At 45.6% G+C, this 24,743-nt stretch carries 24 protein-coding genes; 12 read left to right on the forward strand and 12 right to left on the reverse strand.

Annotated features, from left to right (window positions below; all coding sequences use genetic code 11):
- Positions 1–77: 77 nt before the first annotated feature.
- Positions 78–860, forward strand: coding sequence for a DUF547 domain-containing protein (locus tag V1U08_RS11335; protein WP_330470616.1), 783 nt, complete (start codon positions 78–80; stop codon positions 858–860).
- Positions 861–968: 108 nt separating this feature from the next.
- On the opposite strand, the gene djlA is transcribed toward V1U08_RS11335, so the two are convergent.
- Positions 969–1,829 (reverse strand): co-chaperone DjlA, encoded by an 861-nt coding sequence (gene djlA, locus V1U08_RS11340; protein ID WP_330470617.1) that lies wholly within the window; start codon positions 1,827–1,829, stop codon positions 969–971.
- A 317-nt stretch (positions 1,830–2,146) separates the two neighbouring features.
- Between djlA and lptD the strand changes: the two genes are divergently transcribed.
- From lptD to apaH, 6 genes are all read left to right on the forward strand, one after another.
- The gene (lptD, locus tag V1U08_RS11345; RefSeq protein ID WP_330470618.1) at positions 2,147–4,492 is read left to right on the forward strand and encodes an LPS assembly protein LptD; all 2,346 of its coding nucleotides are present in this window, start codon (positions 2,147–2,149) and stop codon (positions 4,490–4,492) included.
- 59 nt (positions 4,493–4,551) lie between these two features.
- On the forward strand, positions 4,552–5,835 hold the full coding sequence (gene surA / locus V1U08_RS11350) for a peptidylprolyl isomerase SurA (RefSeq protein ID WP_014230719.1): 1,284 nt from the start codon (positions 4,552–4,554) through the stop codon (positions 5,833–5,835).
- A complete protein-coding gene (gene pdxA / locus V1U08_RS11355; RefSeq protein WP_065299089.1) occupies positions 5,825–6,823 on the forward strand; it encodes a 4-hydroxythreonine-4-phosphate dehydrogenase PdxA in 999 nt (332 codons plus the stop codon). Before surA ends, pdxA begins: the two co-directional genes overlap by 11 nt.
- Complete coding sequence (gene rsmA, locus V1U08_RS11360) at positions 6,820–7,629, forward strand: 16S rRNA (adenine(1518)-N(6)/adenine(1519)-N(6))-dimethyltransferase RsmA (protein ID WP_014230717.1); 810 nt, start codon at positions 6,820–6,822, stop codon at positions 7,627–7,629. The genes pdxA and rsmA overlap by 4 nt, the downstream gene beginning before the upstream one ends.
- Before the next feature lie 65 nt (positions 7,630–7,694).
- Complete coding sequence (gene apaG / locus V1U08_RS11365; protein ID WP_014230716.1) at positions 7,695–8,075, forward strand: Co2+/Mg2+ efflux protein ApaG; 381 nt, start codon at positions 7,695–7,697, stop codon at positions 8,073–8,075.
- Between the two features lie 16 nt (positions 8,076–8,091).
- Positions 8,092–8,898 carry a bis(5'-nucleosyl)-tetraphosphatase (symmetrical) ApaH gene (gene apaH, locus V1U08_RS11370; RefSeq protein WP_014230715.1) on the forward strand — a complete coding sequence of 269 codons (807 nt, stop codon included), beginning with the start codon at positions 8,092–8,094 and terminating at the stop codon, positions 8,896–8,898.
- A 73-nt stretch (positions 8,899–8,971) separates the two neighbouring features.
- On the opposite strand, the gene folA is transcribed toward apaH, so the two are convergent.
- From folA to rplU, 6 genes are all read right to left on the reverse strand, one after another.
- Complete coding sequence (gene folA, locus V1U08_RS11375) at positions 8,972–9,451, reverse strand: type 3 dihydrofolate reductase (protein WP_014230714.1); 480 nt, start codon at positions 9,449–9,451, stop codon at positions 8,972–8,974.
- Between the two features lie 9 nt (positions 9,452–9,460).
- Positions 9,461–9,934 (reverse strand): threonine/serine exporter family protein, encoded by a 474-nt coding sequence (locus V1U08_RS11380; protein WP_014230713.1) that lies wholly within the window; start codon positions 9,932–9,934, stop codon positions 9,461–9,463.
- A complete protein-coding gene (locus V1U08_RS11385; protein ID WP_065296297.1) occupies positions 9,931–10,734 on the reverse strand; it encodes a threonine/serine exporter family protein in 804 nt (267 codons plus the stop codon). Before V1U08_RS11385 ends, V1U08_RS11380 begins: the two co-directional genes overlap by 4 nt.
- A 307-nt stretch (positions 10,735–11,041) precedes the next feature.
- Complete coding sequence (gene cgtA, locus V1U08_RS11390) at positions 11,042–12,217, reverse strand: Obg family GTPase CgtA (RefSeq protein WP_020335833.1); 1,176 nt, start codon at positions 12,215–12,217, stop codon at positions 11,042–11,044.
- Positions 12,218–12,427: 210 nt separating this feature from the next.
- Positions 12,428–12,685 carry a 50S ribosomal protein L27 gene (rpmA, locus tag V1U08_RS11395; RefSeq protein WP_005383095.1) on the reverse strand — a complete coding sequence of 86 codons (258 nt, stop codon included), beginning with the start codon at positions 12,683–12,685 and terminating at the stop codon, positions 12,428–12,430.
- Positions 12,686–12,705: 20 nt separating this feature from the next.
- Positions 12,706–13,017, reverse strand: coding sequence for a 50S ribosomal protein L21 (rplU, locus tag V1U08_RS11400; RefSeq protein ID WP_005383096.1), 312 nt, complete (start codon positions 13,015–13,017; stop codon positions 12,706–12,708).
- Between the two features lie 256 nt (positions 13,018–13,273).
- Here rplU and ispB point away from each other — a divergent pair, with 256 nt between their 5' ends.
- Entirely contained in the window at positions 13,274–14,245 is a 972-nt protein-coding gene (ispB, locus tag V1U08_RS11405) for an octaprenyl diphosphate synthase (protein ID WP_014230710.1), read from the forward strand.
- A 123-nt stretch (positions 14,246–14,368) separates the two neighbouring features.
- Here the strand turns inward: ispB and V1U08_RS11410 are convergent, their stop codons facing one another.
- Together V1U08_RS11410 and mdh are read right to left on the reverse strand one after the other, a co-directional pair.
- Positions 14,369–14,560 (reverse strand): hypothetical protein, encoded by a 192-nt coding sequence (locus tag V1U08_RS11410; RefSeq protein ID WP_014230709.1) that lies wholly within the window; start codon positions 14,558–14,560, stop codon positions 14,369–14,371.
- Positions 14,561–14,673: 113 nt separating this feature from the next.
- Positions 14,674–15,609: a malate dehydrogenase gene (mdh, locus tag V1U08_RS11415; protein WP_014230708.1), complete on the reverse strand. Its 936-nt coding sequence runs from the start codon at positions 15,607–15,609 to the stop codon at positions 14,674–14,676.
- Between the two features lie 358 nt (positions 15,610–15,967).
- On the opposite strand from mdh, the gene argR reads away from it, so the two are divergent.
- The 4 genes from argR to V1U08_RS11435 all read left to right on the forward strand — a co-directional run bounded on the left by argR (position 15,968) and on the right by V1U08_RS11435 (position 21,338).
- Complete coding sequence (argR, locus tag V1U08_RS11420; protein WP_014230707.1) at positions 15,968–16,438, forward strand: transcriptional regulator ArgR; 471 nt, start codon at positions 15,968–15,970, stop codon at positions 16,436–16,438.
- 402 nt (positions 16,439–16,840) lie between these two features.
- On the forward strand, positions 16,841–17,809 hold the full coding sequence (locus V1U08_RS11425; protein ID WP_014230706.1) for a TAXI family TRAP transporter solute-binding subunit: 969 nt from the start codon (positions 16,841–16,843) through the stop codon (positions 17,807–17,809).
- 468 nt (positions 17,810–18,277) lie between these two features.
- Positions 18,278–20,857, forward strand: coding sequence for a TRAP transporter permease (locus V1U08_RS11430; protein WP_020335831.1), 2,580 nt, complete (start codon positions 18,278–18,280; stop codon positions 20,855–20,857).
- A 43-nt stretch (positions 20,858–20,900) separates the two neighbouring features.
- Positions 20,901–21,338, forward strand: a complete 438-nt coding sequence (locus V1U08_RS11435) for a universal stress protein (RefSeq protein WP_014230704.1) — start codon at positions 20,901–20,903, stop codon at positions 21,336–21,338.
- Between the two features lie 75 nt (positions 21,339–21,413).
- Here the strand turns inward: V1U08_RS11435 and thiQ are convergent, their stop codons facing one another.
- The 3 genes from thiQ to thiB are packed head-to-tail and all read right to left on the reverse strand — an operon-like array spanning position 21,414 to position 24,706.
- The gene (gene thiQ, locus V1U08_RS11440) at positions 21,414–22,118 is read right to left on the reverse strand and encodes a thiamine ABC transporter ATP-binding protein (RefSeq protein WP_330470619.1); all 705 of its coding nucleotides are present in this window, start codon (positions 22,116–22,118) and stop codon (positions 21,414–21,416) included.
- A complete protein-coding gene (gene thiP, locus V1U08_RS11445) occupies positions 22,112–23,704 on the reverse strand; it encodes a thiamine/thiamine pyrophosphate ABC transporter permease ThiP (RefSeq protein ID WP_330470620.1) in 1,593 nt (530 codons plus the stop codon). The genes thiQ and thiP overlap by 7 nt, the downstream gene beginning before the upstream one ends.
- 9 nt (positions 23,705–23,713) lie before the next feature.
- Positions 23,714–24,706, reverse strand: a complete 993-nt coding sequence (gene thiB, locus V1U08_RS11450; protein ID WP_330470621.1) for a thiamine ABC transporter substrate binding subunit — start codon at positions 24,704–24,706, stop codon at positions 23,714–23,716.
- Between the last annotated feature and the right edge of the window lie 37 nt (positions 24,707–24,743).

Raw genomic sequence — 24,743 nt, forward strand, 5'->3', positions numbered from 1 at the left:
TTACGTGTCGATAAAAGTAAGAAAACAAACACTAATCCGGTCTACACTAACTACAAACTTTAACCGACGGTATCGCTATGATGCGTTTTTTATTGCTCCTTTGCGCCCTATTTTCTTTTTCCGTTTTCTCCGCTCCCAAAGCTGATCTATGGCCCTACTGGAACCACTCAAATGAGGCCAGCCAAACACAAGTCTCTCACCAAGAGTGGCAACAATTACTCGACAGCTATCTTGTCACTCAGGGGGAAAATACGTTATTTCGCTACCGCGCTGTGTCGGCAGCGGATAAAGCAACACTCAAACAGTACATTCAGCGTCTGGCAAAACTCGATCCTTTGCAGTACCGCAAAGCTGAGCAATATGCTTACTGGGTAAACCTGTACAACGCCATCACTGTGGATCTGATATTGGATAATTACCCGATAAAGTCGATCACTAAGTTAGGAGGGCTGTTTAGTTTTGGGCCCTGGGATGAAGACGTCATTACCATTAATAATCAAAACTTAACTCTGAATGATATTGAGCATCGAATTCTTCGCCCCATCTGGCAAGATCCAAGAACACATTACGCAGTTAACTGTGCAAGCCTGGGCTGTCCGAACTTGCAAGCTCAGGCGTTTACCGCTGACAACACACAGACCTTGTTAGACAGCGCAGCGAAAACATTTATCAACAGTAAGAAAGGCGTTTCTATCGAAGGAGACACGGCGAAAATTTCTTCAATTTATGATTGGTTTGCGGTGGATTTTGGTGGTGAGAACAACGTGTTTAATCATATCAGGCAATACGCACCGCTGTACAACCGCTTTTCCGGTCGAGTTAAATACGACTACGATTGGAATTTGAATCAAGCTAACTGATTTCACTGAATGGATAGCTTGAATAGCTTTGAGTCACCTGTAACCCAAAAACTCAAAAAGGGCACCAAGTGCCCTTTTTACTTTCATCTCTGATAGAACTAAAAAGATTTACTTAAAGCCTTTTACTTTCTTAATCAGATCATAAGCATTTTGAATTTCTTGCGATTTTTCTTTGGCTACATTCATCATTTCTGGAGGCAGACCTTTCGCCATCAGCTTATCTGGGTGGTGCTCGTTCATCAGCTTACGATAAGCACGCTTAACCGTTTTGCTGTCGGCATCCGCCGAAACATCAAGGATTTTATACGCATCCGCTAACTGATCAGCTTGAGATGCTTGCTGCCACCCTGCACCAGACGACTGGTACTGGCCTTGATGCTGACCATGAAAACCGCCCTGATGCTGGAAGCGAAACGCCGCTTCTTGCATGTGTAGTCTTCGCTCTAGCTGCTCAGAAGAAAATCCTAAAGCGCGTGCAATTTTATGCAGCACATTTCGTTCACTTGGATGAATCTCGCCATCGGCAAAGGCGGCTGAAATTTGCAACTCCAAGAAAAATTGCAGTAAATCGAAACGACCCGCCGTCGAGATCTTAACCCTAACCAACACCTCTTCCAGCGGGAAATCACTTTCCTTACCTTCACGAAATGCGTCTTGCGCTGCACGGCGCTGTTCACCATGCAGGTTCATACGGTCCATCATTGCGGACGCAAGCTGAATCTCTTCTTTAGTGACCTGACCTTTCGATTTTGCCACGTGTCCCATGACCGCAAAGGCCGCTTTGAAAAATTCTTCCTGACGTTGCGCCTGACTCGGTCCTTTGCCGAACCCACCAGTAGAGAACCCCGCATGACTCAAACGGCGTGCTTTATCAAACTGATGGCCAACAAATAAGCCAAATAGCAAGCCGAGTGGCCCGCCAAGTAACAAGCCAAAAAAGGCACCTAATATTTTGCCAAAAATATGCATTATGTGTTCTCTATCAATGAATTTTTATCGACGAAAGCGGTCTTATAGTGCCGTATGCAACGATTTCCTTTATGATAATGGAATTAGTTTTATTTCGGCTAGGCCATTCGCCTGCTTATCTTTGCAGCTACTTTATCTCGATTATGCCACAGCGAGTCAATGAGCTGGGACATTTACGACGATAGTAGTTGATTCATTTGGCTATTACGCTAGGGTACAACGAGCCCTATAGCCATCGAGTAATATCAATTACCGTAAGTAAGTGAGTAGTTATTTACTACGATTGGTATAACAGTGACACAGGAAAGTTCGATTCAATGCAACATTTTTCCCGCACATTTTTAGCGGCCTCTATCAGCACCGCCTTGTTTGTACCTACCACTCAAGCTGACGCGAATATCCATGATAGTGTGCAGGAAATGCCCACCACAGATCAATGTTTGGTCGAAACGAGTGGTGAGCAGGACGCTTTAAATGCACCCGTAGTAGTCGAAGCTGACAGACTGCAAGCCATTAGTGGCGATAAAGCACAGTACTCTGGTAACGTCCAAGTCACGCAAGGTCAAAAGAAAATCACCGCAGATAGCGTAACGCTGCACCAACAAGACAACGTCGTGGTTGCTGAAGGTAATGTCACCTTCAATGACGGTCAGGTCGAAGCCCGATCGGATCGCGTCACCAGCGATATTGATCAAGACACTTTCTCTCTCGAGAACACAGACTACCACTTCATTTGCCAACAAGGCCGAGGAACAGCGGCTTATATTGCGCGTACTGGCCAGTCGATTTATGAACTGGAAGACGGTTCTATCACCTCCTGCCCTCAGGGGGATAACTCTTGGCGTCTGGTTGCGTCGGGTATCGATGTCGACCAGGATGAAGAGACGGCAACACTGCACCACCCTCGTTTTGAAGTGTTAGATGTTCCAATCTTCTACGTCCCTTACCTGACAATGCCAATTGGTAATACACGTAAATCGGGTCTGCTATTCCCTTCTCTATCGTACGGTTCTAGCGATGGTATGGAAGTAGAAGTGCCATTCTACTGGAACATTGCACCTCAATACGATATGACCCTGACCACGCTCTACATGCAGCAACGTGGTACCAAATTCGACACTGACTTCCGCTATCTAACCGATGGTTGGGGAGAAGGTGAAATCAAAGGCGAATACCTAAATTCAGACAGAAAGTATGCCGATGAAACGCGCTGGGGCTACCAGTTTAAGCATGAAGGCATTATCGACAAGCATTGGGTTGTCGATATCGATTACTCAGAAGTGAGCGATATCGATTACTTCCTGGATCTCGACTCTGATATCGGTAACCGTGAAGACGGTCAACTGATGCAGGAAGGAGAAGTCCAGTACCGTTCAGATTTCTGGGACGCCTCATTAACGGTTCGTGACTTCCAGGTCTTGTTGCAAGAAGAAAACAAACCTTACCGTTTGATGCCTCAGTTAGCGTTAAACTACTACACGCCAGTGTGGGGAAATTACCTGAACTTTGATGTTAAAAGCCAACTTAGCCGCTTTGACACCAGTGATAACGCAAAACCTGATGCAACTCGCTTTCATATCGAGCCAGGCTTTACTATCCCACTGTCAAACTCTTGGTCGGCCTGGACCACAGAAGCACGCGTACTTGCGACTTACTACTCACAAGACTTAAATGGTCTTACAGACTCTGATCTAGAGCTTCAGCTGGATGAAAAAGTGTCTCGTGTGATTCCAGAGTTCCGTAGTAATGCGCAGATTTACCTTGAACGTGATACCAGCTGGGTCGAAGGTTACACCCAAACTCTGGAACCGCAGGTCCAGTACTTGTACGTACCGAAAGAAGATCAAACCAATATCTACAACTACGATACAACGTTGCTGCAAACCGATTACTACGGTCTATTCCGTAGCCGTAAGTACAGTAGTATTGATAAGATCGCATCCGCAAACCAGCTAAGCTACGGTGCGAGCACACGTTTCTTTGATGACGATTATAAAGAACGTCTCAATATTTCATTTGGTCAAATCTACTACTTTGATAAAAAGACCAAGCTGAGCAACAACCCAACCGATCCAGATGAAACAACAAACTATTCGTCTTGGGCGATTGAAGCTGATTTCAACTACAACGATTCCGTGTTCTATCATGGCGGTATTCAGTACGACATCGACCTAGGCTCAATGCAACTTGCGAACAGCACGTTAGAGTACCAGTTCGACGGTGGCTTTATTCAAAGTAACTACCGTTATGTCACTCGTGAATATATTGAAGATACGATCATTCTCGAAAACCTGGACACCATTACTCGTAAAGGTATTTCTCAGGCAGGTATTGTTGCCGCTTACGAATTCAACCAGAACTGGTCCGCCAGTGGTCAGTACTACTATGACCTAAATGAAAATAACGACTTAGAATGGCTAGCAGGCTTACGCTATCAATCTGATTGTTGGTATATCGGTTTAACCTACTCTAACCAACTGTTAGGCTGGGAAGACCAGATTATCGGCGGCTCAGGGGCATCAGCAGAATACGAAAGCAACTTCAGTGTTAGCGTCGGTATTCAAGGGTTTGCCACCAACCAAACCAACGGCACTGCTGCCAAAGAATTGGAAGGCTCAGATAACACAATCAAATATGGTCGCCCATTCTATCTGAACAATTAATCGAATTAAGCGTCTTAGAGTAAATAAGACACTAATTAAAAATACTGACGGAATTTTAAATGAAAATTTGGAAATCAATCTTATTTACGACCCTACTCTCTTGCGGAGCCGTTGCAGCACCAGTAGAGCTTGATAAGGTTGCTGTTATCGTTAATGACGGTGTCATTCTACAAAGTGATATCGACACAGCACTAAAAACGCTACAAGCCAATGCTCGCCAAAGTGGTAAAAGCCTACCTTCTGCCCAGGTTCTGCATGATCAAGTAGTAGAAAAACTGATTCTTGATACGCTTCAAGGCCAGGAAGCGGATCGTATCGGCGTTCGTATCGACGATAGCCGCCTTAACCAGGCAATTGCAGAAATTGCACGCAACAACAATCAAAGTGTGGAGCAACTAACGGCATCGATTGCAAGCGAAGGGCTAAGTTACACAGAATTCCGCGAGCAAATCCGTAAGGAAATTGCAGCGTCAGAAGCACGTAACGCGCTTGTGCGTCGTCGTGTAAACATTCTGCCTGCGGAAGTAGACAGCCTTTCAGAACAGTTATCACAAGAAACCAACGCCACGGTTCAATACAAAATCAGCCATATCCAGCTGCGCTTCTCTGATGATCAAGAAAAGTCGGCAGTAGAAGCAGAAGCAAAAGCGCTGGCCAAAAAACTCAATGACGGCGCTGATTTCACTGAAATGGCTTACACCTACTCTAAAGGGCCAAAAGCCTTGCAAGGTGGTGACTGGGGCTGGATGCGCAAAGAGGAAATGCCAACCATCTTTGCCGACCAAATCAATATGCAGAACAAAGGCAGCATCATCGGTCCATTCCGTAGTGGTGTTGGTTTCCATATCCTGAAAATTGACGATGTAAAAGGTCTGGAAACTGTTGCAGTAACGGAAGTTAACGCACGCCACATCCTGATCAAACCAACGGTTATCCTGAGTGATGACGGTGCTAAAAAACAATTAAATGAATATGCTCGCCGCATTAAAGCAGGTGAAGCAACGTTTGCTCAGTTAGCGTCTCAATACAGCCAAGACCCAGGCTCTGCTGCTCAGAACGGTGAACTTGGTTACCAAACTCCGGACCTTTACGTACCTGAATTTAAACATCAGGTAGAAACACTACCAGTGGGTTCGATCAGTGAACCATTCAAAACCGTTCACGGCTGGCATATCGTAGAAGTGCTGGATCGCCGTCAGGTTGACCGTACTGACTCTGCATTGAAGAATAAAGCTTACCGCATTCTCTTCAACCGTAAGTTTAATGAAGAAGCAGGCGCATGGATGCAGGAACTGCGTGCAAGTGCGTTTGTTGAAATCGTGGATGACAGCAATGACAACTAATTTAGTCCGCAGAATTGTCGTGACCGCAGGGGAACCTGCGGGTATCGGCCCTGACCTGGTGCTTGCTCTCTCAAAAGAAGACTGGGCACACCAAATCGTCGTCTGCGCAGATAAGAACATGTTAATGGAACGAGCCAAATTACTTGGTATCGATGTCCAACTCTCTGATTATAATCCAGAAGAAGCGCCACAAGCACAGAAAGCCGGCACGCTTATCGTTGATCATGTTGAAATATCAGAAAGCGCGGTTGCTGGCCAGCTCAATGAAGCGAATGGCCACTATGTATTAAAAACGCTAGAAAGAGCCGCTTTAGGCTGTATGAATGACGAATTTGATGCTATTGTCACCGGCCCTGTTCATAAGGGGGTGATCAATCGCTCTGGCGTTGCATTCAGTGGACATACTGAATTCTTTGCCGAGAAGTCTAATACGCCGTTAGTTGTGATGATGCTGGCGACGGAAGGACTGCGTGTTGCGCTGGTAACCACACATATTCCTTTGGCGTATGTGTCAAAAGCCGTCACTGAAGAGCGATTAGAGAAAATCATCGATATTCTTCATAAAGACCTCGTTGAAAAATTTGCCATCAAGCAACCAAACATCTATGTTTGCGGGCTTAACCCACATGCGGGAGAAGATGGTTGTTTAGGTCGTGAAGAGATCGAAACCATCACTCCGACACTGGAAAAGATTCGACAAGAAAAAGGGTTTAATCTGATCGGCCCATTGCCGGCAGATACCATTTTCAATGACAAATATTTAAACGATGCTGATGCTGTTTTAGGCATGTACCACGATCAAGTATTGCCAGTTTTAAAATACAAAGGCTTTGGTCGTTCAGTAAACATTACGCTTGGTCTACCTTTTATTAGAACATCGGTGGATCACGGTACTGCATTAGATCTGGCAGGGACAGGTCAGGCGGATACAGGGAGTTTCCGAACAGCGCTCACGCATGCGATAGAATTGGTAGAGAAGAAACAATGAGAAATGATGTCCATTTAGGACACAAAGCGCGTAAACGTTTTGGTCAAAACTTCCTGAACGATCCATACATTATTGATGGTATCGTATCAGCGATTAACCCAAGACCAGGCCAGAATCTGGTTGAAATCGGTCCAGGTCTGGGCGCTATTACTGAACCAGTAGGTCGCGAAGTCGACAAGTTCACCGTTATCGAACTTGACCGAGATCTGGCAGAGCGTTTACGTAACCACCCAGAGCTGGCGGACAAGTTAACGATTCATGAAGGCGATGCGATGCGTTTCGACTTCACACAGCTCGTAAAACCGAACAACAAGCTACGTATCTTCGGTAACTTGCCGTACAACATCTCTACCCCGTTGATGTTTCATCTTTTTGAATTCCATAAAGACATTCAAGACATGCACTTTATGCTTCAAAAAGAAGTGGTTAACCGTTTGGCAGCAGGTCCAGGCAGCAAAGCTTACGGCCGTCTGACGGTCATGGCTCAGTACTACTGTAAAGTGGTGCCAGTACTGGAAGTGCCACCAACAGCATTCGTACCGCCACCGAAAGTAGACTCAGCCGTCGTTCGTCTGGTTCCTTACGAAGTACTACCATGTCCAGCTAAAGACTTACGTTTACTGGATCGCGTATGTCGTGAAGGCTTTAACCAACGCCGTAAGACCGTGCGTAACTGCTACAAATCACTGTTGAGTACAGAAGTGCTGGAAGAGTTGGGAATCAACCCAAGTATGCGTCCAGAGAACCTGACGCTAGAGCAATTCGTCGCGATGGCGAACTGGCTGGCGGATAACCCACAGCACTAAGTAAACCAAACAATAAGCCAAACCCTGTCGGTTTGGCTTATTGCTAATTTTTCCAAGGAGTGTACATGGACGTCATTCAACCCTGCATTAAAATTCAAGTTCACACCAAATACATCGAAGAACAGTCTAATCCCGAGCTACAACGCTACGTTTTTGCCTACACCATCACGATTAAAAACCTGAGCCAGCAAACTGTGCAATTGATTAGCCGTCGTTGGTTGATCACCGACTCTAATGGCAAACAGATGACCGTTGAAGGCGATGGTGTGGTTGGCCAGCAACCGTTTATTCCAAGTAACGATGAATACACCTACAGCAGTGGGACTGCGCTAGAAACACCCGTCGGTGTTATGCAGGGACACTATAAAATGCTAGATGAACATGGTCAGGAGTTCATCGCTGAAATAGAACCGTTCCGTCTTGCCATTCCGAATGTTTTAAATTAATAAGATTGGAGAGTCAGTGGCTACCTATATTGTTGGTGATATCCAAGGCTGCTTTGAAGAACTGCAGCGTCTATTAGAACAAGTATCTTTCTCTCCCAAGAATGATCAACTCTGGCTAGCGGGTGATCTCGTCGCCAGAGGACCTAAGTCGTTAGAAACCTTACGTTTTGTTAAATCATTGGGTGACAGTGCCAAAGTGGTACTTGGCAATCACGACCTGCATTTACTTGCCGTCGCTCATGGCGTTAAGAAATTGAAAGATAAAGACAGAACCGCCCCAATCTTTTCGGCCCCAGACTGTAAAAAGTTATTGCAATGGCTCTCTAAGCAACCGCTTCTTGCGGAGCATGATGACTTCGTTATGTGCCATGCCGGAATTTCACCACAGTGGAATTTGGCAACAGCCCGCCAATGTGCCCGCGAAGTAGAAAACATCCTGCAAAGCGATCACTTATCGTGGCTACTGCACAATATGTACAGTAACAAACCAGATTACTGGGATGATTCTCTGACAGGGTTAGATCGCTATCGCTATACCATCAATGCATTTACGCGTATGCGCTTTTGCTTTCCAGATGGACGCCTGGACATGGATTGCAAACTTCCGCCACAACAAGTGACAGATGAAGAGTTAATTCCTTGGTTTGATCTTCCACAGAGAGTGGAGCTAGGCAAGACTGTCCTATTCGGACATTGGGCGGCATTACAAGGCCATATCGATGAAGAAGTGATTGGTCTGGATACTGGCTGTGTTTGGGGTGGAGAACTAACGATGATCCGTTGGGAAGATAAACAAATTTTTACCCAACAGGCATTAAGTTAAGCGATTCATTCTCTTAACATAAACCTACACGACAAACAAAAAGCACCGCATTCGCGGTGCTTTTTTATAACCATTATTTTTCCAGAATCGTAAAGCGCATGTTGTAGGCGTTTTTCTCATCCGCTTGATACGCTTCAGAATAAGTTTCTTTAAACTCATTCCCCCAATCAGGGAACTGCGTATCACCTTCGATAGCTGCCTCAATATGTGTCACATACAACTTCGTTGCGAGTGGTAGACAGGCTGAGTAAATAGCTCCACCACCAATGATCATCACTTCTTCCACATCACCCGCAACCTCTAATGCTTGATCAATGGACGTCACTGTCGTCACCCCTTCGATACTTAGAGATTCATCACGACTGATAACGATATTAAGACGACCAGGCAACGGACGTCCGATAGACTCATACGTTTTGCGTCCCATGACGACGGGCTTACCCATGGTGCAACGCTTAAACCATACGAAGTCAGCCGGCAAGTGCCATGGCATTTGATTATCTTTACCAATGATACGATTGTCTGCCATCGCGGCAATCATACTAATGATCATGTCGGGTCCTTATACTATCGGTCTGCGGCGATAGAATAACAGCCCCGGAACAGCAAGGCCAATGGCTAAACCTGCAATAATAAACATGGCCTTAAGAAAATTTTCCATGCACGTCGCAAGTAGCTCAGGTGAGTAACCTAAATGGTTTATCTCTACCATCGCAATCATGGCTTTGTAGGCAAACACGCCGGGAACCATAGGGATCAGAGCAGCAACGGTGAATACTTTCGGGTGGGCCAAAAAGCGACGAGACCAATACACACCAATCATCCCAACTAAGGTCGCAGCGAAGAAGGTTGCCCACTCAATAGGAATCCCGAACTGCATCATTAAATAACGACTACCATGACCAATCGCGCCGCCTACCGCACAATAGATTAATGCTTTATGCGGCACATTGAAGACCAATGCAAAGCCCACTGCCGGAATAGCGGCAAAAAACATGTCGTTTAATAATCCAACCAGCAAATCGACAGTACTCATCTGATGCTCCATCCCCAAATCCCGGTCACACTCATCGCTGCCACTATGCCTAAACAGGTCGCAAGCGTTAATAAACTCGCCATGACAAAGCGGGCAATCCCCATATTGATATGACCTTTGAGCATGTCGGCTACTGAGTTAATCAATGGGAAGCCCGGCACTAGCATCAACACTGACGATGCCATCGCGACCGTAGGCAAGTTACCAATCTGATAAATTTCCGCCTGCGCAGAAATTAAGGTCGTCACAAATGCCGTAGCGGCAAAATTGAGTAAAGGATTGAAATGACGGTGGCCAATTTCCTGACGAACAATCATGCCGACTGCAGAGGCTAAGAAAGTCATGAAAAATATGCTTATATCCCCTCCCGCTAAATGACTGAATGCCGCACATGATAGTCCGATCATAAAGACCACCAGCCATCGGTTATAGCGCTCAGGACTGATATGATTAAGCTTTTTCTGCGCCATGGTTGAATCGAGCAACCCTCGTTCCATCATGATACAAATACGCTGAATTTGCGTGATAACTCGCATATTGATACCACGATCGGCGCAACTTCGTGTTGTGGTAATACAATGCCCATCCATCAGCGTGGTTACGACAAGTGCATTTGCAGAGAGTGCTACCGCGACTTCATGAACACCACAAGCAAGGCCAATGCGGCGCATGATATCGCTCACTAAGGTACTTTCAGCACCATGAGCAAGCAACATCTGTCCGGCTTGAGCAACAAGACGAGAAATCGCCCTTTGATTTGATACCGATACCTTTGTGGTAGGTATAGTTTCTAATGCCATAGATACATCTAAGTCCTTTTAGGGTCTGCATAATTAATGATACTAGTTCCAGAAATTAATAAATCATTCTTGCTGGACCAAATCGCCTATAGTCGCGTGAGAATATTAGAATTAGAACCACTAAATACCGCACATTCTTCCTTGCTTTAAACGATGTTTCCTACGCAATTTTATGATCACACATTACTGGCATGAGTATTATTGTGCCGTAAATCACATCATCTAAATATGATTAGATACAAAAAAAGCCGCAATAGGCATTGCGGCTTGATTAAATTTTCTTGGTAATTATTACCGGATGATAAAATTAGTCACGAACGTAGACAACGTGACCGTCATCTTCTTCATCGTCCCAGTCATCCCAATCGTCGTCGTCATCTTCAGTAACAACGTCTTTACCAGCCATTGCGTCTTTATGGTAGTCATCCCACATGAAATTAACTTTATCTTCTTCAGCAACTTCTTCCTCTTCACGAGGTAGGTTTTCCATAAAGTCTGCCAGCTTGTAACAAAGTTCTTTCGTACCAGAACGGTTGATTGCCGAGATCTTAAAGTACTCGTCTTCCCAACCTAGCGCATCCAAGATCTCTTGGATCTTTTCATTCGCTTCTTCTTCCGGCATTAGATCAACTTTGTTGAACACTAACCAACGAGGCTTATCAGCTAGCTTTTCACTGTACTGTTCCAACTCATCAATGATCGTTAGTGCGTTTTGCACTGGATCAGACTGATCAATCGGCATGATATCGATCATGTGCAGTAAAACGCGGCAACGTTCTAGATGTTTCAGGAATCGAATACCTAAACCTGCACCATCCGCAGCGCCTTCAATCAGACCAGGGATATCCGCAACTACAAAGCTTTTCTCAGGTACAACACTAACCACGCCTAAGCTTGGGATAAGCGTCGTAAATGGGTAATCCGCCACTTTTGGTTTTGCAGCAGATACAGCACGAATAAAGGTTGATTTACCGGCGTTTGGCAAGCCAAGCATACCAACGTCAGCAAGCAGTAATAGCTCTAGACGAATTTCACGAACTTCACCTTTAGTACCCAACGTTCTCTGACGAGGAGCGCGGTTTACAGAAGATTTAAAGCGCGTGTTGCCCAGACCGTGCCAACCACCTTTAGCTACCATTACTTTTTTGCCGTGTTCAGCAACTTCTGCAACGATTTCGTTAGTGTGGATATCAACTGCACGAGTACCAACCGGAACACGCATCACAATATCTTTACCACGCTTACCAGTACAGTTACCACCGCGGCCATTTTCTCCACGCTCTGCTTCGTAAAAGCGTTGGAAACGGTAATCGATTAGGGTGTTTAGGTTTTCGTCAGCTTGGATATATACATCGCCGCCGTCACCACCATCACCGCCATCAGGACCACCTTTAGTGATGAATTTTTCACGCCAGAAACTAACAACGCCGCTACCGCCGTCGCCTGCCTGAACTTTTACTACAGCTTCATCTACGAACTTCATCTTTTACTCCGACTACTTCGTGCGTGGATTAAATCTACTTTGTCATCCGACAATTTTAGCAGATGACAGATCTAAACTCCCAGATTCGAATCGCTTTGGATCTACCGAGAAGTTTCGATATGTCGACTGCCTACAAATAAAAAACCCCGCCGATTCGGCAGGGCTTTTGAATTCAGCTTAAAGCTATTAAGTAATTAAGTTAAAAACTAATTACTCAGCTTCGATGCTAACAAACTTACGGTTCTTAGGACCTTTCACTTCGAACTTCACTTTACCTTCAGTAAGAGCGAATAGAGTGTGGTCTTTACCGATACCTACGTTGTTACCAGCGTGGAACTTAGTACCACGTTGACGAACGATGATGTTACCTGCAAGTACAGATTCACCACCGAAACGCTTAACACCTAGACGTTTGCTTTCTGAATCGCGGCCGTTACGAGTAGAACCACCAGCTTTTTTGTGTGCCATTGTTAAACTCTCCTAATAGATTAAGCGTTGATACCAGTGATCTTCACTTCAGTGAACCACTGACGGTGACCCTGTTGCTTACGAGAGTGCTTACGACGACGGAACTTAACGATTTTAACTTTATCGCCACGACCGTGTTGTACAACTTCAGCAACAATTTTGCCGCCCTCTACAAGAGGAGCACCAACTTTGATGTCTTCGCCGTTAGCAACAAGAAGAACTTTATCAAATTCTACAGTTGCACCAGTTTCAACGTCTAATTTCTCTAAACGAAGAGTTTGACCTTCGCTTACACGGTGTTGTTTACCACCAGATTGGAAAACAGCGTACATATTTTACTCCGCTTTTTCCGCACAGCCTTTCGTGAGGGTGTGCGCTAAACTAATCATCAATAGGGCGCAGATTCTACAGAAGAGATGTCCCTATGACAAGCCATATTTTGAAAAAATTGGCGAAAAGCTAATCGCCAAAGAAAAGTGCGGCAATCATGCCCTTTAGTAATGTATTAATCAACGTTTTTTAGTGTATTATTCGACAATTATATAAATCGAATAAGCCTTGCAGGGTCTAACTTCAGCCGGATATACAATGGATTTTAAAACTATCCAAGCGCTTACTGCCAATGACATGGCAAAAGTGAATGAAACAATTCAAGCCCAACTAAATTCTGATGTCTCTTTAATCAATCAGCTCGGTTTCTATATCGTCAGTGGTGGAGGCAAACGCCTAAGACCGCTATTGGCGATTTTGTCGGCCCGTGCACTTGGTTATCAAGGCAGCGGTCATACCATGGCAGCTGCGTTTATTGAGTTCATCCATACAGCAACGCTGTTGCACGATGATGTGGTAGACGAGTCAGATATGCGCCGTGGTAAAGCGACCGCAAATGCTGCCTTTGGCAACGCAGCAAGCGTGCTAGTTGGGGATTTTATCTATACTCGCTCATTCCAGATGATGACTGAGCTAGGATCCATGAAGATCCTTCAGTTAATGAGTAACGCCGTAAACGTGATCGCCGAAGGTGAAGTTCAGCAATTAATGAACTGTAACGATCCTGACACGACAGAAGAAAGCTACATGCAGGTCATCTACTCTAAGACGGCACGCCTGTTTGAGTCTGCGACACAAATTGGTGCCATCCTGAATGATGCCCCTGAGCACGTTGAAATCGCATTACAGAATTACGGTAAGTACTTAGGTACCGCATTCCAACTGATTGACGATGTCATGGACTACACATCAGATGGCGAAGACATGGGTAAAAATGTTGGCGATGATTTAGCAGAAGGTAAACCTACCCTTCCTCTACTTCATGCGATGAGAAACACGACACCTGAAAATGCTCAGATGATCCGTGAAGCGATCGAGAAAGCAAACGGAATGGATCGTCTTGACGATATCCTCGCTGTCATGAAAGAAGCAGGTTCTTTAGAGTACACGACTCAAAAAGCCCTCGACGAAGCCGACAAGGCAATCGCGGAGCTGTCTGTACTGCCTGAGTCAGAGTATAAAGAAGCACTCGTTACACTGGCTCATGTAGCGGTTAAACGCACTCGATAAGCACTGCTAACTGGACCAGCAAGGCGATCAATTATAACCACCGACCAACGTTGGTGGTTTAAGGCTGAAAATAAAAAGGAAGAGCACGCTCTTCCTTTTCTCGTTCCAGTGTTGTTTGCTCAACTAATAATAACGGTCGCTCCCTCCGTGTAGCTGCGGGTCATCTTCTATCTCGTCAAACGTGACTGCAATTTGCTGGTCAGTTCCCTGTTTAGCCAGTAAAACGGTTTCTGCTTCACGATCAACGACAAGAATCGTACCGACACCTTGTTGGCACTCTACAACCATGCCTTTACGGATTCGACTTGCTTCCATACCCTACTCCTGATTGACATTGTTGGCGTTACACCTTTTACGTCAGACAGAATAAAGGGATCAAAAAAGCCGACCCTAAGATCGGCTTTTTGTAAACGTATAAACGCTTAAAATTATTTCGCGAACTCAACACCGATGTTGATATCACCATTTAGCGTTTCTAGCATGTTGTCTAGAGCAGACTTTTCGTAGTCGCTTAGTGCACCGTAGCTTAGTACTTCCTCAACACCTTCTTTACCTAGCTTCACTGGCTGAGCAAAGTATGGTGCGTGCTCACCGTCACCTTCAACGTAAGCACACTCAACAACGCCTTCTTCACCTTGAAGAGCACGTACTAGAGACAGACCAAAGCGACACGCTGCTTGGCCCATAGATAGAGTTGCACTACCGCCACCCGCTTTCGCTTCAACGACTTCAGTACCCGCGTTTTGGATACGCTTAGTCAGTGCTTCAACTTCTTCAGCAGTAAACTCAACGCCTTCTACTTGAGAAAGCAGAGGAAGAATAGTCACACCTGAATGACCACCGATAACTGGTACACGAACATCACTTGGATCTTTGTCTTTCAGCTCAGCAACGAAGGTTTCTGAACGAATAACGTCAAGTGTAGTTACACCGAATAGTCTGCGCTTGTCATAAACGCCAGCTTTTTTAAGTACTTCTGCAGCGATTGGCACAGTAGTATTCACAGGGTTAGTGATGATACCAACACATGCTTTCGGACAAACTACAGCAATTTTCTCAGCCAATGCCTTAACGATACCAGCATTAACGTTAAATAGATCCGCACGATCCATACCTGGCTTACGTGCAACACCAGCAGAAATTAGAACCACATCTGCGCCTTCCAGTGCAGGTGTTGGATCCTCACCTGCGTATCCTTTGATCGATACTGGTGTTGGGATGTGGCTAAGATCAGCGGCAACACCTGGAGTTACAGGGGCAATATCATATAGGGCTAAATCAGAACCAGCAGGAAGACGGTTCTTTAGTAAAAGGGCAAGGGCTTGACCGATACCGCCAGCGGCACCAATAACGGCTACTTTCATGTAGTTCTCCTTGAGAGTATTTTTTTATAAATGTATTTGTAGGGTAGTTTTTAACCAACCAAGTAAAGCTATAGGAATCACAACTTGATTACAATCAATTAACGCCAGCTTTGCGACCTCGCGCAAATCCGCATTTTCGTGCTACACAAACGGTTGGATTATTCTTTTATTCATTTGAAATGACAATAGATTACGGGAAATAAAACAGATGTATGATTCACCGTTAAATGGAATGTCATTCTGTTTATAATTTACAGTGATGTAACTAGCATTATCTCGGGACTTTTTGGAACTGTCTGAATATATATGCGAGAATATGCAAAATTGCTGATCCGTAATTAAGAGAATCATAATGACTATGCGCAATACTGAAAAACAAGATAACCTAGTTCGAGCTTTTAAAGCCCTGTTAAAGGAAGAAAGCTTTGGCTCACAGGGCGAGATTGTTGATGCTCTAAAACTGCAAGGTTTTGAAAGTATTAACCAATCTAAAGTGTCTCGCATGCTGACTAAGTTTGGTGCTGTTCGTACCCGTAATGCAAAAATGGAAATGGTTTACTGTCTTCCTGCAGAACTGGGTGTCCCAACGACAAGCAGTTCTTTGCGTGAACTCGTGTTGGATATCGACCACAATGCCGCGTTAGTTGTTATCCATACTGGTCCTGGCGCTGCGCAACTTATCGCTCGTATGCTGGACTCTCTTGGCAAATCTGAAGGCATCTTGGGTGTTGTCGCTGGTGATGACACTATCTTTATCACTCCGACGTTGCCAGTATCGACAGAGCAGTTGTTCAAATCCGTGTGTGAACTGTTCGAATACACTGGCTAACAACTGTAGGTTGAAGTCACCTAACTGATTGTGAGCTATAAGATAAATCCTATTCTGTAGCTCACAACTTCCTTCCCCTATCGCGTTTTAAGGTTATTTTTTAATCATTTTTTTGTGATATATATCACGCTATTAATTTTTCCTTCCTTTCCCCTCATTCAATCGTAAACTACTGTTATAAAAGAAATAAAATAACAACTTAATCACTGGCTATTAACGCAATCTTCAGGTTTATTCGCTATAACTTTTAACAGTCGGATAATTTTCTGCCAATTTTTTGTTATGATTTGTTCGCTTTTTCAAACAATTGGATTGGAAAAGATGCCGTTTCCAAACAGGAAACTCCAGAAGTGATTGATGGTTATTTCCGGGTAAATAATGAAATATAAGGAAGGGAATTTCATGGCATTTAACAAACTACTCAAAGTAGGCGCTATCGCTGCAGCCGTTATGGGTGCAGGCGCAGTTAACGCTCAAGAGTTTATTACTATCGGTACGGGCTCGGTGACAGGTGTTTACTATCCTACTGGCGGTGCTATCTGTAAATTGGTCAACAAAGGTCGTAAAGATCACAACATTCGTTGTTCGGTTGAGTCGACTGGTGGTTCTATTTACAACGTTAACACTATCCGTGCTGGCGAATTAGACTTCGGTATCGTTCAGTCGGATTGGCAGTACCATGGCTACAACGGTACGAGTGAGTTTGCTGCACAAGGCCCGTACAATAAGCTACGCGCAATGTTCTCTCTGCATACCGAACCTTTCAACATCATTGCTCGATCAGACTCTGGCATCGAAAACGTTAAAGACCTGAAAGGTAAACGCGTCAACATCGGTAACCCAGGTTCTGGTGACCGTGCAACAATGGGTGTAGTGATGGACGCGATGGGCTGGACCCTAGATAGCTTCCAGTTAGCTTCAGAGCTTAAAGGTTCTGAGCGTTCTCAAGCACTTTGTGACAACAAAATCGACGCATTTATTTACATGGTTGGTCACCCAAATGGCTCAATCAAAGAAGCAACCACGTCATGTGATGCGAAGCTAGTTCCAGCGACTGGTCCTGAGATCGACAAGATCGTTTCAAGTACCCCTTACTACGCGTACAGCACAGTACCTGCCGGCATGTATCGTGGTACGGATCAAGACGTTAAGAGCTTTGGTGTAGCTGCAACAATGGTTACTTCAACAGACGTTTCTGATGAAGTGGCATACAATGTTGCAAAAGCAGTATTTGAAAACTTCGACACATTCAAACGCCTGCACCCAGCTTTCGCGAACCTGAAAAAAGAAGACATGGTGAAAGCAGGTCTTTCAATTCCTCTTCATCCAGGCGCGGCTAAGTACTACAAAGAAGTGGGACTGCTAAAGTAAGCACCACGGACTCAAAAGCAAGGCAGGAACAAGTAGTTTCTGCCTGATTTAGTATGCTGGTTGTCGCAGGATCGCCAGCATACTTTGTTTATTACCTTAGGTGCTTCTGGATGCCAAACTTAATGTGACTGACTTGTTCTGGTTTTTGAGAGCCTGCAACATTCCAAAGTCATGGTAAGTCACCCGACATTTGTCAGTTTTGCCGCTGATTCATTTCTCCATGAAGACAGCGATAAACCCCGCATCTAGAAATCATCTGGGTAAATTCGTCGGTTTTTCTAAAACCTCACACTCATGCCAAGAAAACACTTTAACGCCGCCAATTCAGAGCTTCTAACGAGCCTCATTTAAATTTCAGGCAGCGGAATACTCGACTGCAAACTTCGCTCAGTTCACTACACTGATAGAGGCGAAGTGAGTTTTCGACATATAAAACAGGCAGAACCATCAATAATAAGGAAAAAGTACATGGCGACGAACAAAGCCCCGTCACAAGATGTGCAAGATATGGTGGCTCAGGCAGACACAGGGGCACGTAGCCCATCTGGCATACAAGGACGAATCCTCTGGTTTGTCCCACTGTGTTGGTCACTATTTCAGTTATGGTATGCATCACCATTACCATTTATTTTTAATTTTGGCGTACTTAATGACACTGAAGCTCGTGCGATTCACTTAACATTTGCGATCTTTCTGGCTTTCACTGCTTATCCTGCAATGAAAAATTCCCCACGCGATCATATTCCGGCTGTAGACTGGATTCTTGCGCTTGCTGGTAGCTTTTCAGCGTCTTATATCTATCTCTTTTATACGGAACTCGCCGGACGTTCAGGCGCGCCAACCACGCCCGATATTGTTGTCGCCGTGATTGGTATGGTGCTTCTTCTGGAAGCAACACGACGTGCACTTGGTCCACCACTGATGCTTGTCGCTGCGGTATTCCTTACCTACACCTTCGCCGGCCCATACATGCCAGACGTCATTGCCCATAAAGGCGCGAGCTTGAATAAAGCGATGTCTCATTTATGGTTAACAACTGAAGGTGTATTTGGTGTTGCTCTGGGCGTTTCGACTTCCTTCGTATTCTTGTTCGTACTCTTTGGTGCGATGTTAGAACGAGCTGGCGCTGGTGCTTACTTCATTAAAGTGGCCTTCTCACTATTAGGGCATATGAGAGGTGGTCCGGCAAAAGCAGCCGTTGTGGCTTCAGGTCTTTCAGGCCTTGTATCAGGCTCTTCGATTGCGAACGTAGTAACGACCGGTACCTTTACGATTCCTTTGATGAAGCGCGTTGGTTTCCCGGGAACCAAAGCAGGTGCGGTAGAAGTAGCAGCATCTACTAACGGTCAGTTGACGCCTCCTATCATGGGTGCCGCTGCATTTTTGATGGTGGAATACGTTGGGATCTCGTACGTTGAAGTTATCAAAGCGGCAATCCTGCCAGCGCTTATCTCGTATATCGCATTGATTTACATCGTTCACCTTGAAGCATGTAAAGCAGGAATGACAGGTTTACCTCGTCGTCATAACCCAACCATGCTGCAAAGCATGTTGTCGTTCACCGGAACCATTTTAGGGCTTTGTGTCATCAGTGCGCTGGTTTACTACGGCGTCGGCTGGACGAAAGATGTCTTTGGTGAGGCTGCAACACCTATCGTGATGGTTGCTCTCCTTATTGCTTATGTTGCTTTAGTTAAAGTATCGGCGAATCACACCAAAGATGGCGCGATCAATATCGATGAAGAGCTGACTGAAGTACCTGAACCGGGACCAACAGTAAAATCGGGGCTTCATTTCTTACTGCCAATTGTGGTTCTGGTTTGGTGTTTAACCGTCGAGCGATTCTCTCCAGGTTTATCTGCATTCTGGGCGACCGTGTTCATGATTTTCATCCTGTTAACGCAACGCCCGCTAATTGCCTTGCTATCTAAACAAGGCGGTATTGGAGAACAGACGAAAGAAGGCTTTATTGATCTTCTGGAAAGTTTGGTTTCTGGTGCGCGTAACATGATTGGTATCGGTGTGGCGACAGCCGCTGCTGGTACGGTGGTAGGTGTGGTAACACTGACTGGTATCGGTCTGGTCATGACTGACTTTGTTGAGTTCATCTCTGGTGGTAGTGTGTTCTTAATGCTGCTGTTCACCGCAGTGATCAGCTTGGTATTAGGTATGGGCCTTCCTACCACGGCAAACTACATCGTCGTATCGACGCTGATGGCTCCAGTAATTGTCACGCTTGGCGCGGCACATGGGCTTATCATCCCACTGATTGCCGTTCACCTGTTCGTGTTCTATTTCGGTATTTTGGCCGACGATACGCCGCCAGTGGGTTTAGCCGCCTTTGCTGCTGCAGCCATTGCGAAATCAGATCCGATCCGTACCGGTATTCAGGGCTTCACCTATGATATCCGTACCGCCATTTTACCATTCATGTTCGTCTTCAATACCCAACTGCTATTGATGGGTATCGACACATGGTGGCATTTAGCCCTGACCATCATCTCCTCCATTATTGCGATGCTGATATTTTCCGCCGCTACTCAAGGTTGGTGGTTTACTCGCAATAAATGGTGGGAAACCGTCCTATTATTGGTACTGACATTTTCCTTCTTCCGTCCGGGATTCTGGTGGGACATGATGTTCCCTGCCAAAGTGCTTTCCCCAGGGGTTGAAGTGGCTCAAATTGTCGAGGGACTAAGTGTGGGACAATCAATCGAGCTGCGTGTCGCCGGACAAAACCTAGAAGGTGAGAACGTTGAAAAAACTGTACTGCTGCCGTTTGACGACAATGCAACAACCGCAGAAGAACGTATCTCATCAATGGGTCTGATGCTGGTCGAAAATGACGGCAAAATGATCGTTGATATGGTGGAATTTGGTAGCCCTGCTGAATCCTCTGGTATCGATTTTGACTGGGAGATCAAATCGGTCGTTCAAGACGCTGATCGCCCAATGAAAGAGTGGGTGTTTGTGCCTTGCTTATTGATTCTGCTGGCACTAGCGATGAACCAGAAACGTCGTATGCGCAAAGAACAACTGAGCGCCTAAACGATTCCCCCCGGGAGACCGGGGGCTGAGTGAGAGAAATTGAATGTATAAACAAATTCTTGTTCCGGTAGACCTTAATGATCAAGGCTTCTCAGACCGAGCGGTTGAACTGGCTGTTTGGCATGCGAAGCAAGCGAATGCGGTCATCCATTTGCTGACGGTTGTACCTGGTATCCATATGTCGATGGTCGCGACTTACTTTCCAAAAGATGCTGCCCTAAAGATGAAGCAAGATGTCGAAAAGCAGTTAACGACGTTTGCGGAAGACAACATCAAGGAAGACGTCACCTATAGTATCCACGTGGCAGAAGGTAAGCCGTACACGACCATTATTGAACACGCTAAGCGTTTAGGGATTGACCTGATCATCATGCCAAGCCACAAGCGTTCGAAAATCAATAAAGTGATGCTCGGCTCAGTAGCCAGCAAGGTGGTGGAATATTCTCCCGTCAACGTGATGGTAGTGAAGCCACAAAGCTAAAGTCACTAAACGATCGAGACAAAAGAAAAAGGTTGATATTTACATCAACCTTTTGTTTTTCTAACCCAATAGAGCTTATCCAGCTGCCCGAACGAAGGCTTGTAAAGCCTCACTTGAATGTGTCACGCAGAGCTGACCTATCTCACCTGTCGCCTCAATTTTTCCACCCGCAACAAACGCAAAGTGACTTGCTATGGCTTTTGCATCATTGAGATGATGGGTCACCATGAGTACGGTAATTCTCCGCTCTGCAGCCAACCTTTTCACTAAGCTAAGCATCTCTTCACGCAGCACAGGATCGAGCGCAGAGAAAGGTTCATCCAACAGCCACACCGGATGAGGCTGGACAAAACAACGTGCTAACGCAACACGTTGGCGTTGACCACCAGAGAGATGCTCTGGCAAGCGGTCGAGGTACTCTGCAACACCAACCTGCTGCGCGGCTTGCTCAACCTGAAGCTTTTGGTCTGCGGTGAGCTTTAAGCCCGGATGCAATCCTAAACTGATGTTGTCGCGCACCGACAAATGAGCAAACAAGTTATGCTCCTGAAACAACATTGAGAATGGACGCAGATAAGGTTCTTTACCGACAATGGATTCGCCATCAACTTGGATATCCCCTTGGTCAGGATGGATAAAGCCAGCGACCAGTGCCAACAATGTCGATTTACCCGCCCCACTCGGCCCCATCAACGAGACAATCTGACCGCGCTCAATGGTTAAATCAAAACGAAACAGTTCACTTTGATAGGTGTATTGCACATCATCCAACACTAACATTGTGCGCTCTCCTTCGTTTTTAATACTTTTTCAATCAGAGTAAAGCAGCCAACACTAAGCAAGAGTAAGGTGACCGAAACCACCGCTGCCGCTTCCATCTGATAACTGCCGAGCAGTTGGAATAAATACAACGGCAAAGTTCTGAATTCTTGTCCGCCAAATAACGCAATCGCACTTAAGTCCCCTATCGCAAACATAAAGCTGATTGCGAAAGCGTGAGCAAAAGGTTTACGTAGTGCTCGCCATTCCACAACTTTAAATCGCTGCCAGCCTCGCATTCCTAAGCTGGCACAAACGTATTGATATTGCTGTTCAATGTGTAACATCGGCTGTGCTAACGTCTTAATCACATACGGCAGCGCCATCAAACCGTTGACAAGTATGACGACAAAAAATGCCAGACTGAAAACATCGGTAAAGGAACGGAGCAACAAAAACAAACCAGTGCTGATCACCAGACCCGGCGTTACCAAAATAATGGTACCAACCAACTCAATGTGATCCGCCCGTGAGTTTTTATACTCCAGACGCCAACGCCGACTGGTGAGCAAAATGGAAACGCCAGCAGCCACTGCAAGAGTGCTCGCCATAGCTGCAACTTTTAAAGAGTTGAATAGCGCAGACCAAAAACGTTCGTCATTTAATACCGAGCCAACCTGTTGATTTATGCCGCTCAGAATCACCATCGCAAGTGGTGGGATAACCAGTAAAAAGGCACCCATGATCCAAAAGCTATCCCAAGCTTTTGACCACCCATGATCCTTCGTTAAGTATTGCTGTACCGATGTGCTGCCAGAGCTTATAGAAACTGGCTTTGTCAGCTTCTGAACGCCTATCGCGATCACTCCGCACAACAACATTTGCCACAGTGCTAATAGCGCGCCGGCCTGCAGGTCAAAGTCAAATTTTATCGCTTGGTAAATAGCCAACTCAATGGTGGTTGATTTAGGCCCGCCTCCCAGTGCCATCACCGTGGCAAAACTGGTAAAGCACAGCATAAAAACGAGGCCGCTTACATGTGGCAATTGTTGTCTTAATCGAGGCCACTCAACCCAACGAAACTTATCCCAATGGCTCATGCCGAGATGAGCACATAGCTTATGTTGCTCAGCAGGAATCGACTCCAGTGTTTGCAACAATAACCGCGCAGCGTAAGGCAGATTAAAGAACACATGCGCAAGTAAAATACCGTTCAAGCCATAGATAGAAAATGGCAGCTTGGCATCAAAGGTTTGTAACCATTGGGCAATCAAACCGCTGTTGCCATATATCGCCAACAATCCAAAAACCCCGACTAAAACAGGCAGAACTAAGGTGGAAGCGAACAGTTTGAGCAGTAATGACTTACCGAAAAATTCACGGCGGGAAAGCGAATGGGCGACGGGAATCGCCAAACCCACACTAATCAACGTGGATAGAAAAGCCTGATAGAAGCTGAACTTAGTAACGTGCTGATAATAGGGATCATGCCAAATCAGCAGCACATCCAGAGACGGAGCCTGAAAAGCCAAAGCACTCAGCGCAGAAAGAACAAAGGCCGCGATGACTATCGCGACCCCTATGCCTAATTTGGGTACAGTATTCAAAGGTAACTCTTAGAAAGTCAGGGCGCTTTGCCATTCACGAATCCAAGTCTTACGCATTTTCGCCACTTCATCGGCGCTAAAGCTCAGTGGCTTACTTGGTACGTTCAAGGTTTCAAAGCCTTTTGGAAGGGCAACGTCAGTGACTGGGTACATCCAGTTACCCGTTGGCATTGCTGACTGGAATTCATCACTCAAAATGAAATTCATGAATTCGTCAGCCAACTCGGCATTCTTCGAGTCTTTCACTTTGGCCGCAACTTCCACTTGCATGTAATGCCCTTCAGCAAAATCAGCAGTAGCAAACTTAGCGTCTTGCTCTGCAATCAGGTGGTAAGCTGGTGATGTCGTGTAAGAAAGCACTAAGTCAGACTCACCATTAAGGAACATGGAATAAGCTTCAGACCAACCTTTGGTCACGGTAACGGTTTTGCCAGCCAACTGCTGCCAAGCTTGGGTAGCATTGTCGCCATAGATTGACTTCATCCACAGCATCAAACCCTGCCCCGGAGTTGAAGTACGAGGGTCCTGATAAATCACTTTAAGATCATCACGCTCTTCCACCAGCTCTTTCATGCTTTTTGGCGGGTTAGCCAATTTTTCTTTGTTGTAAACGAACGCGAAATAACCATAGTCGTAAGGCACGAATGTTTTATCGTCCCAGCCCGTTGGTAAAATGGTTTTAGAGGTATCGACCTTGTGCTCTGTAAGCAGACCCGTTTTCTGTGCCTCGACCATCAGATTGTTGTCCAGACCCAGAACAATATCGGCTTTGCTATTACTGCCTTCTAAGCGAAGACGGTTCAAAATCGATACGCCATCATCAAGAGCAACGAAATTTACGTCACAACCACATTTCGCTTCAAAAGCTTGTTCGAGTTTAGGACCCGGTCCCCAATCCGCAGCGAATGAGTCGTAGGTGTAGATGGTTAATGTGTTTTCAGCAGCAAACGCTGAAGTTGTTGTCATTGCAGCAAGGGCAATTAGGCTTAGAGTGGTTTTCACTGCTCGCTCTCCACGTGTATTTCAGAGAAATTAGTTG

It is taken from the genome of Vibrio sp. YYF0003, assembly GCF_036350715.1.
In the GTDB taxonomy this organism is placed as follows: Bacteria; Pseudomonadota; Gammaproteobacteria; order Enterobacterales; family Vibrionaceae; genus Vibrio; species Vibrio natriegens.

Bases quoted from the DNA above. Each gene is read 5' to 3' on its own strand.
- V1U08_RS11335 (WP_330470616.1), top strand. From the start codon at position 78: ATGATGCGTTTTTTATTGCTCCTTTGCGCCCTATTTTCTTTTTCCGTT.
- djlA (WP_330470617.1), bottom strand. From the start codon at position 1,829: ATGCATATTTTTGGCAAAATATTAGGTGCCTTTTTTGGCTTGTTACTT.
- lptD (WP_330470618.1), top strand. From the start codon at position 2,147: ATGCAACATTTTTCCCGCACATTTTTAGCGGCCTCTATCAGCACCGCC.
- surA (WP_014230719.1), top strand. From the start codon at position 4,552: ATGAAAATTTGGAAATCAATCTTATTTACGACCCTACTCTCTTGCGGA.
- pdxA (WP_065299089.1), top strand. From the start codon at position 5,825: ATGACAACTAATTTAGTCCGCAGAATTGTCGTGACCGCAGGGGAACCT.
- rsmA (WP_014230717.1), top strand. From the start codon at position 6,820: ATGAGAAATGATGTCCATTTAGGACACAAAGCGCGTAAACGTTTTGGT.
- apaG (WP_014230716.1), top strand. From the start codon at position 7,695: ATGGACGTCATTCAACCCTGCATTAAAATTCAAGTTCACACCAAATAC.
- folA (WP_014230714.1), bottom strand. From the start codon at position 9,451: ATGATCATTAGTATGATTGCCGCGATGGCAGACAATCGTATCATTGGT.
- V1U08_RS11380 (WP_014230713.1), bottom strand. From the start codon at position 9,934: ATGAGTACTGTCGATTTGCTGGTTGGATTATTAAACGACATGTTTTTT.
- V1U08_RS11385 (WP_065296297.1), bottom strand. From the start codon at position 10,734: ATGGCATTAGAAACTATACCTACCACAAAGGTATCGGTATCAAATCAA.
- cgtA (WP_020335833.1), bottom strand. From the start codon at position 12,217: ATGAAGTTCGTAGATGAAGCTGTAGTAAAAGTTCAGGCAGGCGACGGC.
- rpmA (WP_005383095.1), bottom strand. From the start codon at position 12,685: ATGGCACACAAAAAAGCTGGTGGTTCTACTCGTAACGGCCGCGATTCA.
- rplU (WP_005383096.1), bottom strand. From the start codon at position 13,017: ATGTACGCTGTTTTCCAATCTGGTGGTAAACAACACCGTGTAAGCGAA.
- ispB (WP_014230710.1), top strand. From the start codon at position 13,274: ATGGATTTTAAAACTATCCAAGCGCTTACTGCCAATGACATGGCAAAA.
- V1U08_RS11410 (WP_014230709.1), bottom strand. From the start codon at position 14,560: ATGGAAGCAAGTCGAATCCGTAAAGGCATGGTTGTAGAGTGCCAACAA.
- mdh (WP_014230708.1), bottom strand. From the start codon at position 15,609: ATGAAAGTAGCCGTTATTGGTGCCGCTGGCGGTATCGGTCAAGCCCTT.
- argR (WP_014230707.1), top strand. From the start codon at position 15,968: ATGCGCAATACTGAAAAACAAGATAACCTAGTTCGAGCTTTTAAAGCC.
- V1U08_RS11425 (WP_014230706.1), top strand. From the start codon at position 16,841: ATGGCATTTAACAAACTACTCAAAGTAGGCGCTATCGCTGCAGCCGTT.
- V1U08_RS11430 (WP_020335831.1), top strand. From the start codon at position 18,278: ATGGCGACGAACAAAGCCCCGTCACAAGATGTGCAAGATATGGTGGCT.
- V1U08_RS11435 (WP_014230704.1), top strand. From the start codon at position 20,901: ATGTATAAACAAATTCTTGTTCCGGTAGACCTTAATGATCAAGGCTTC.
- thiQ (WP_330470619.1), bottom strand. From the start codon at position 22,118: ATGTTAGTGTTGGATGATGTGCAATACACCTATCAAAGTGAACTGTTT.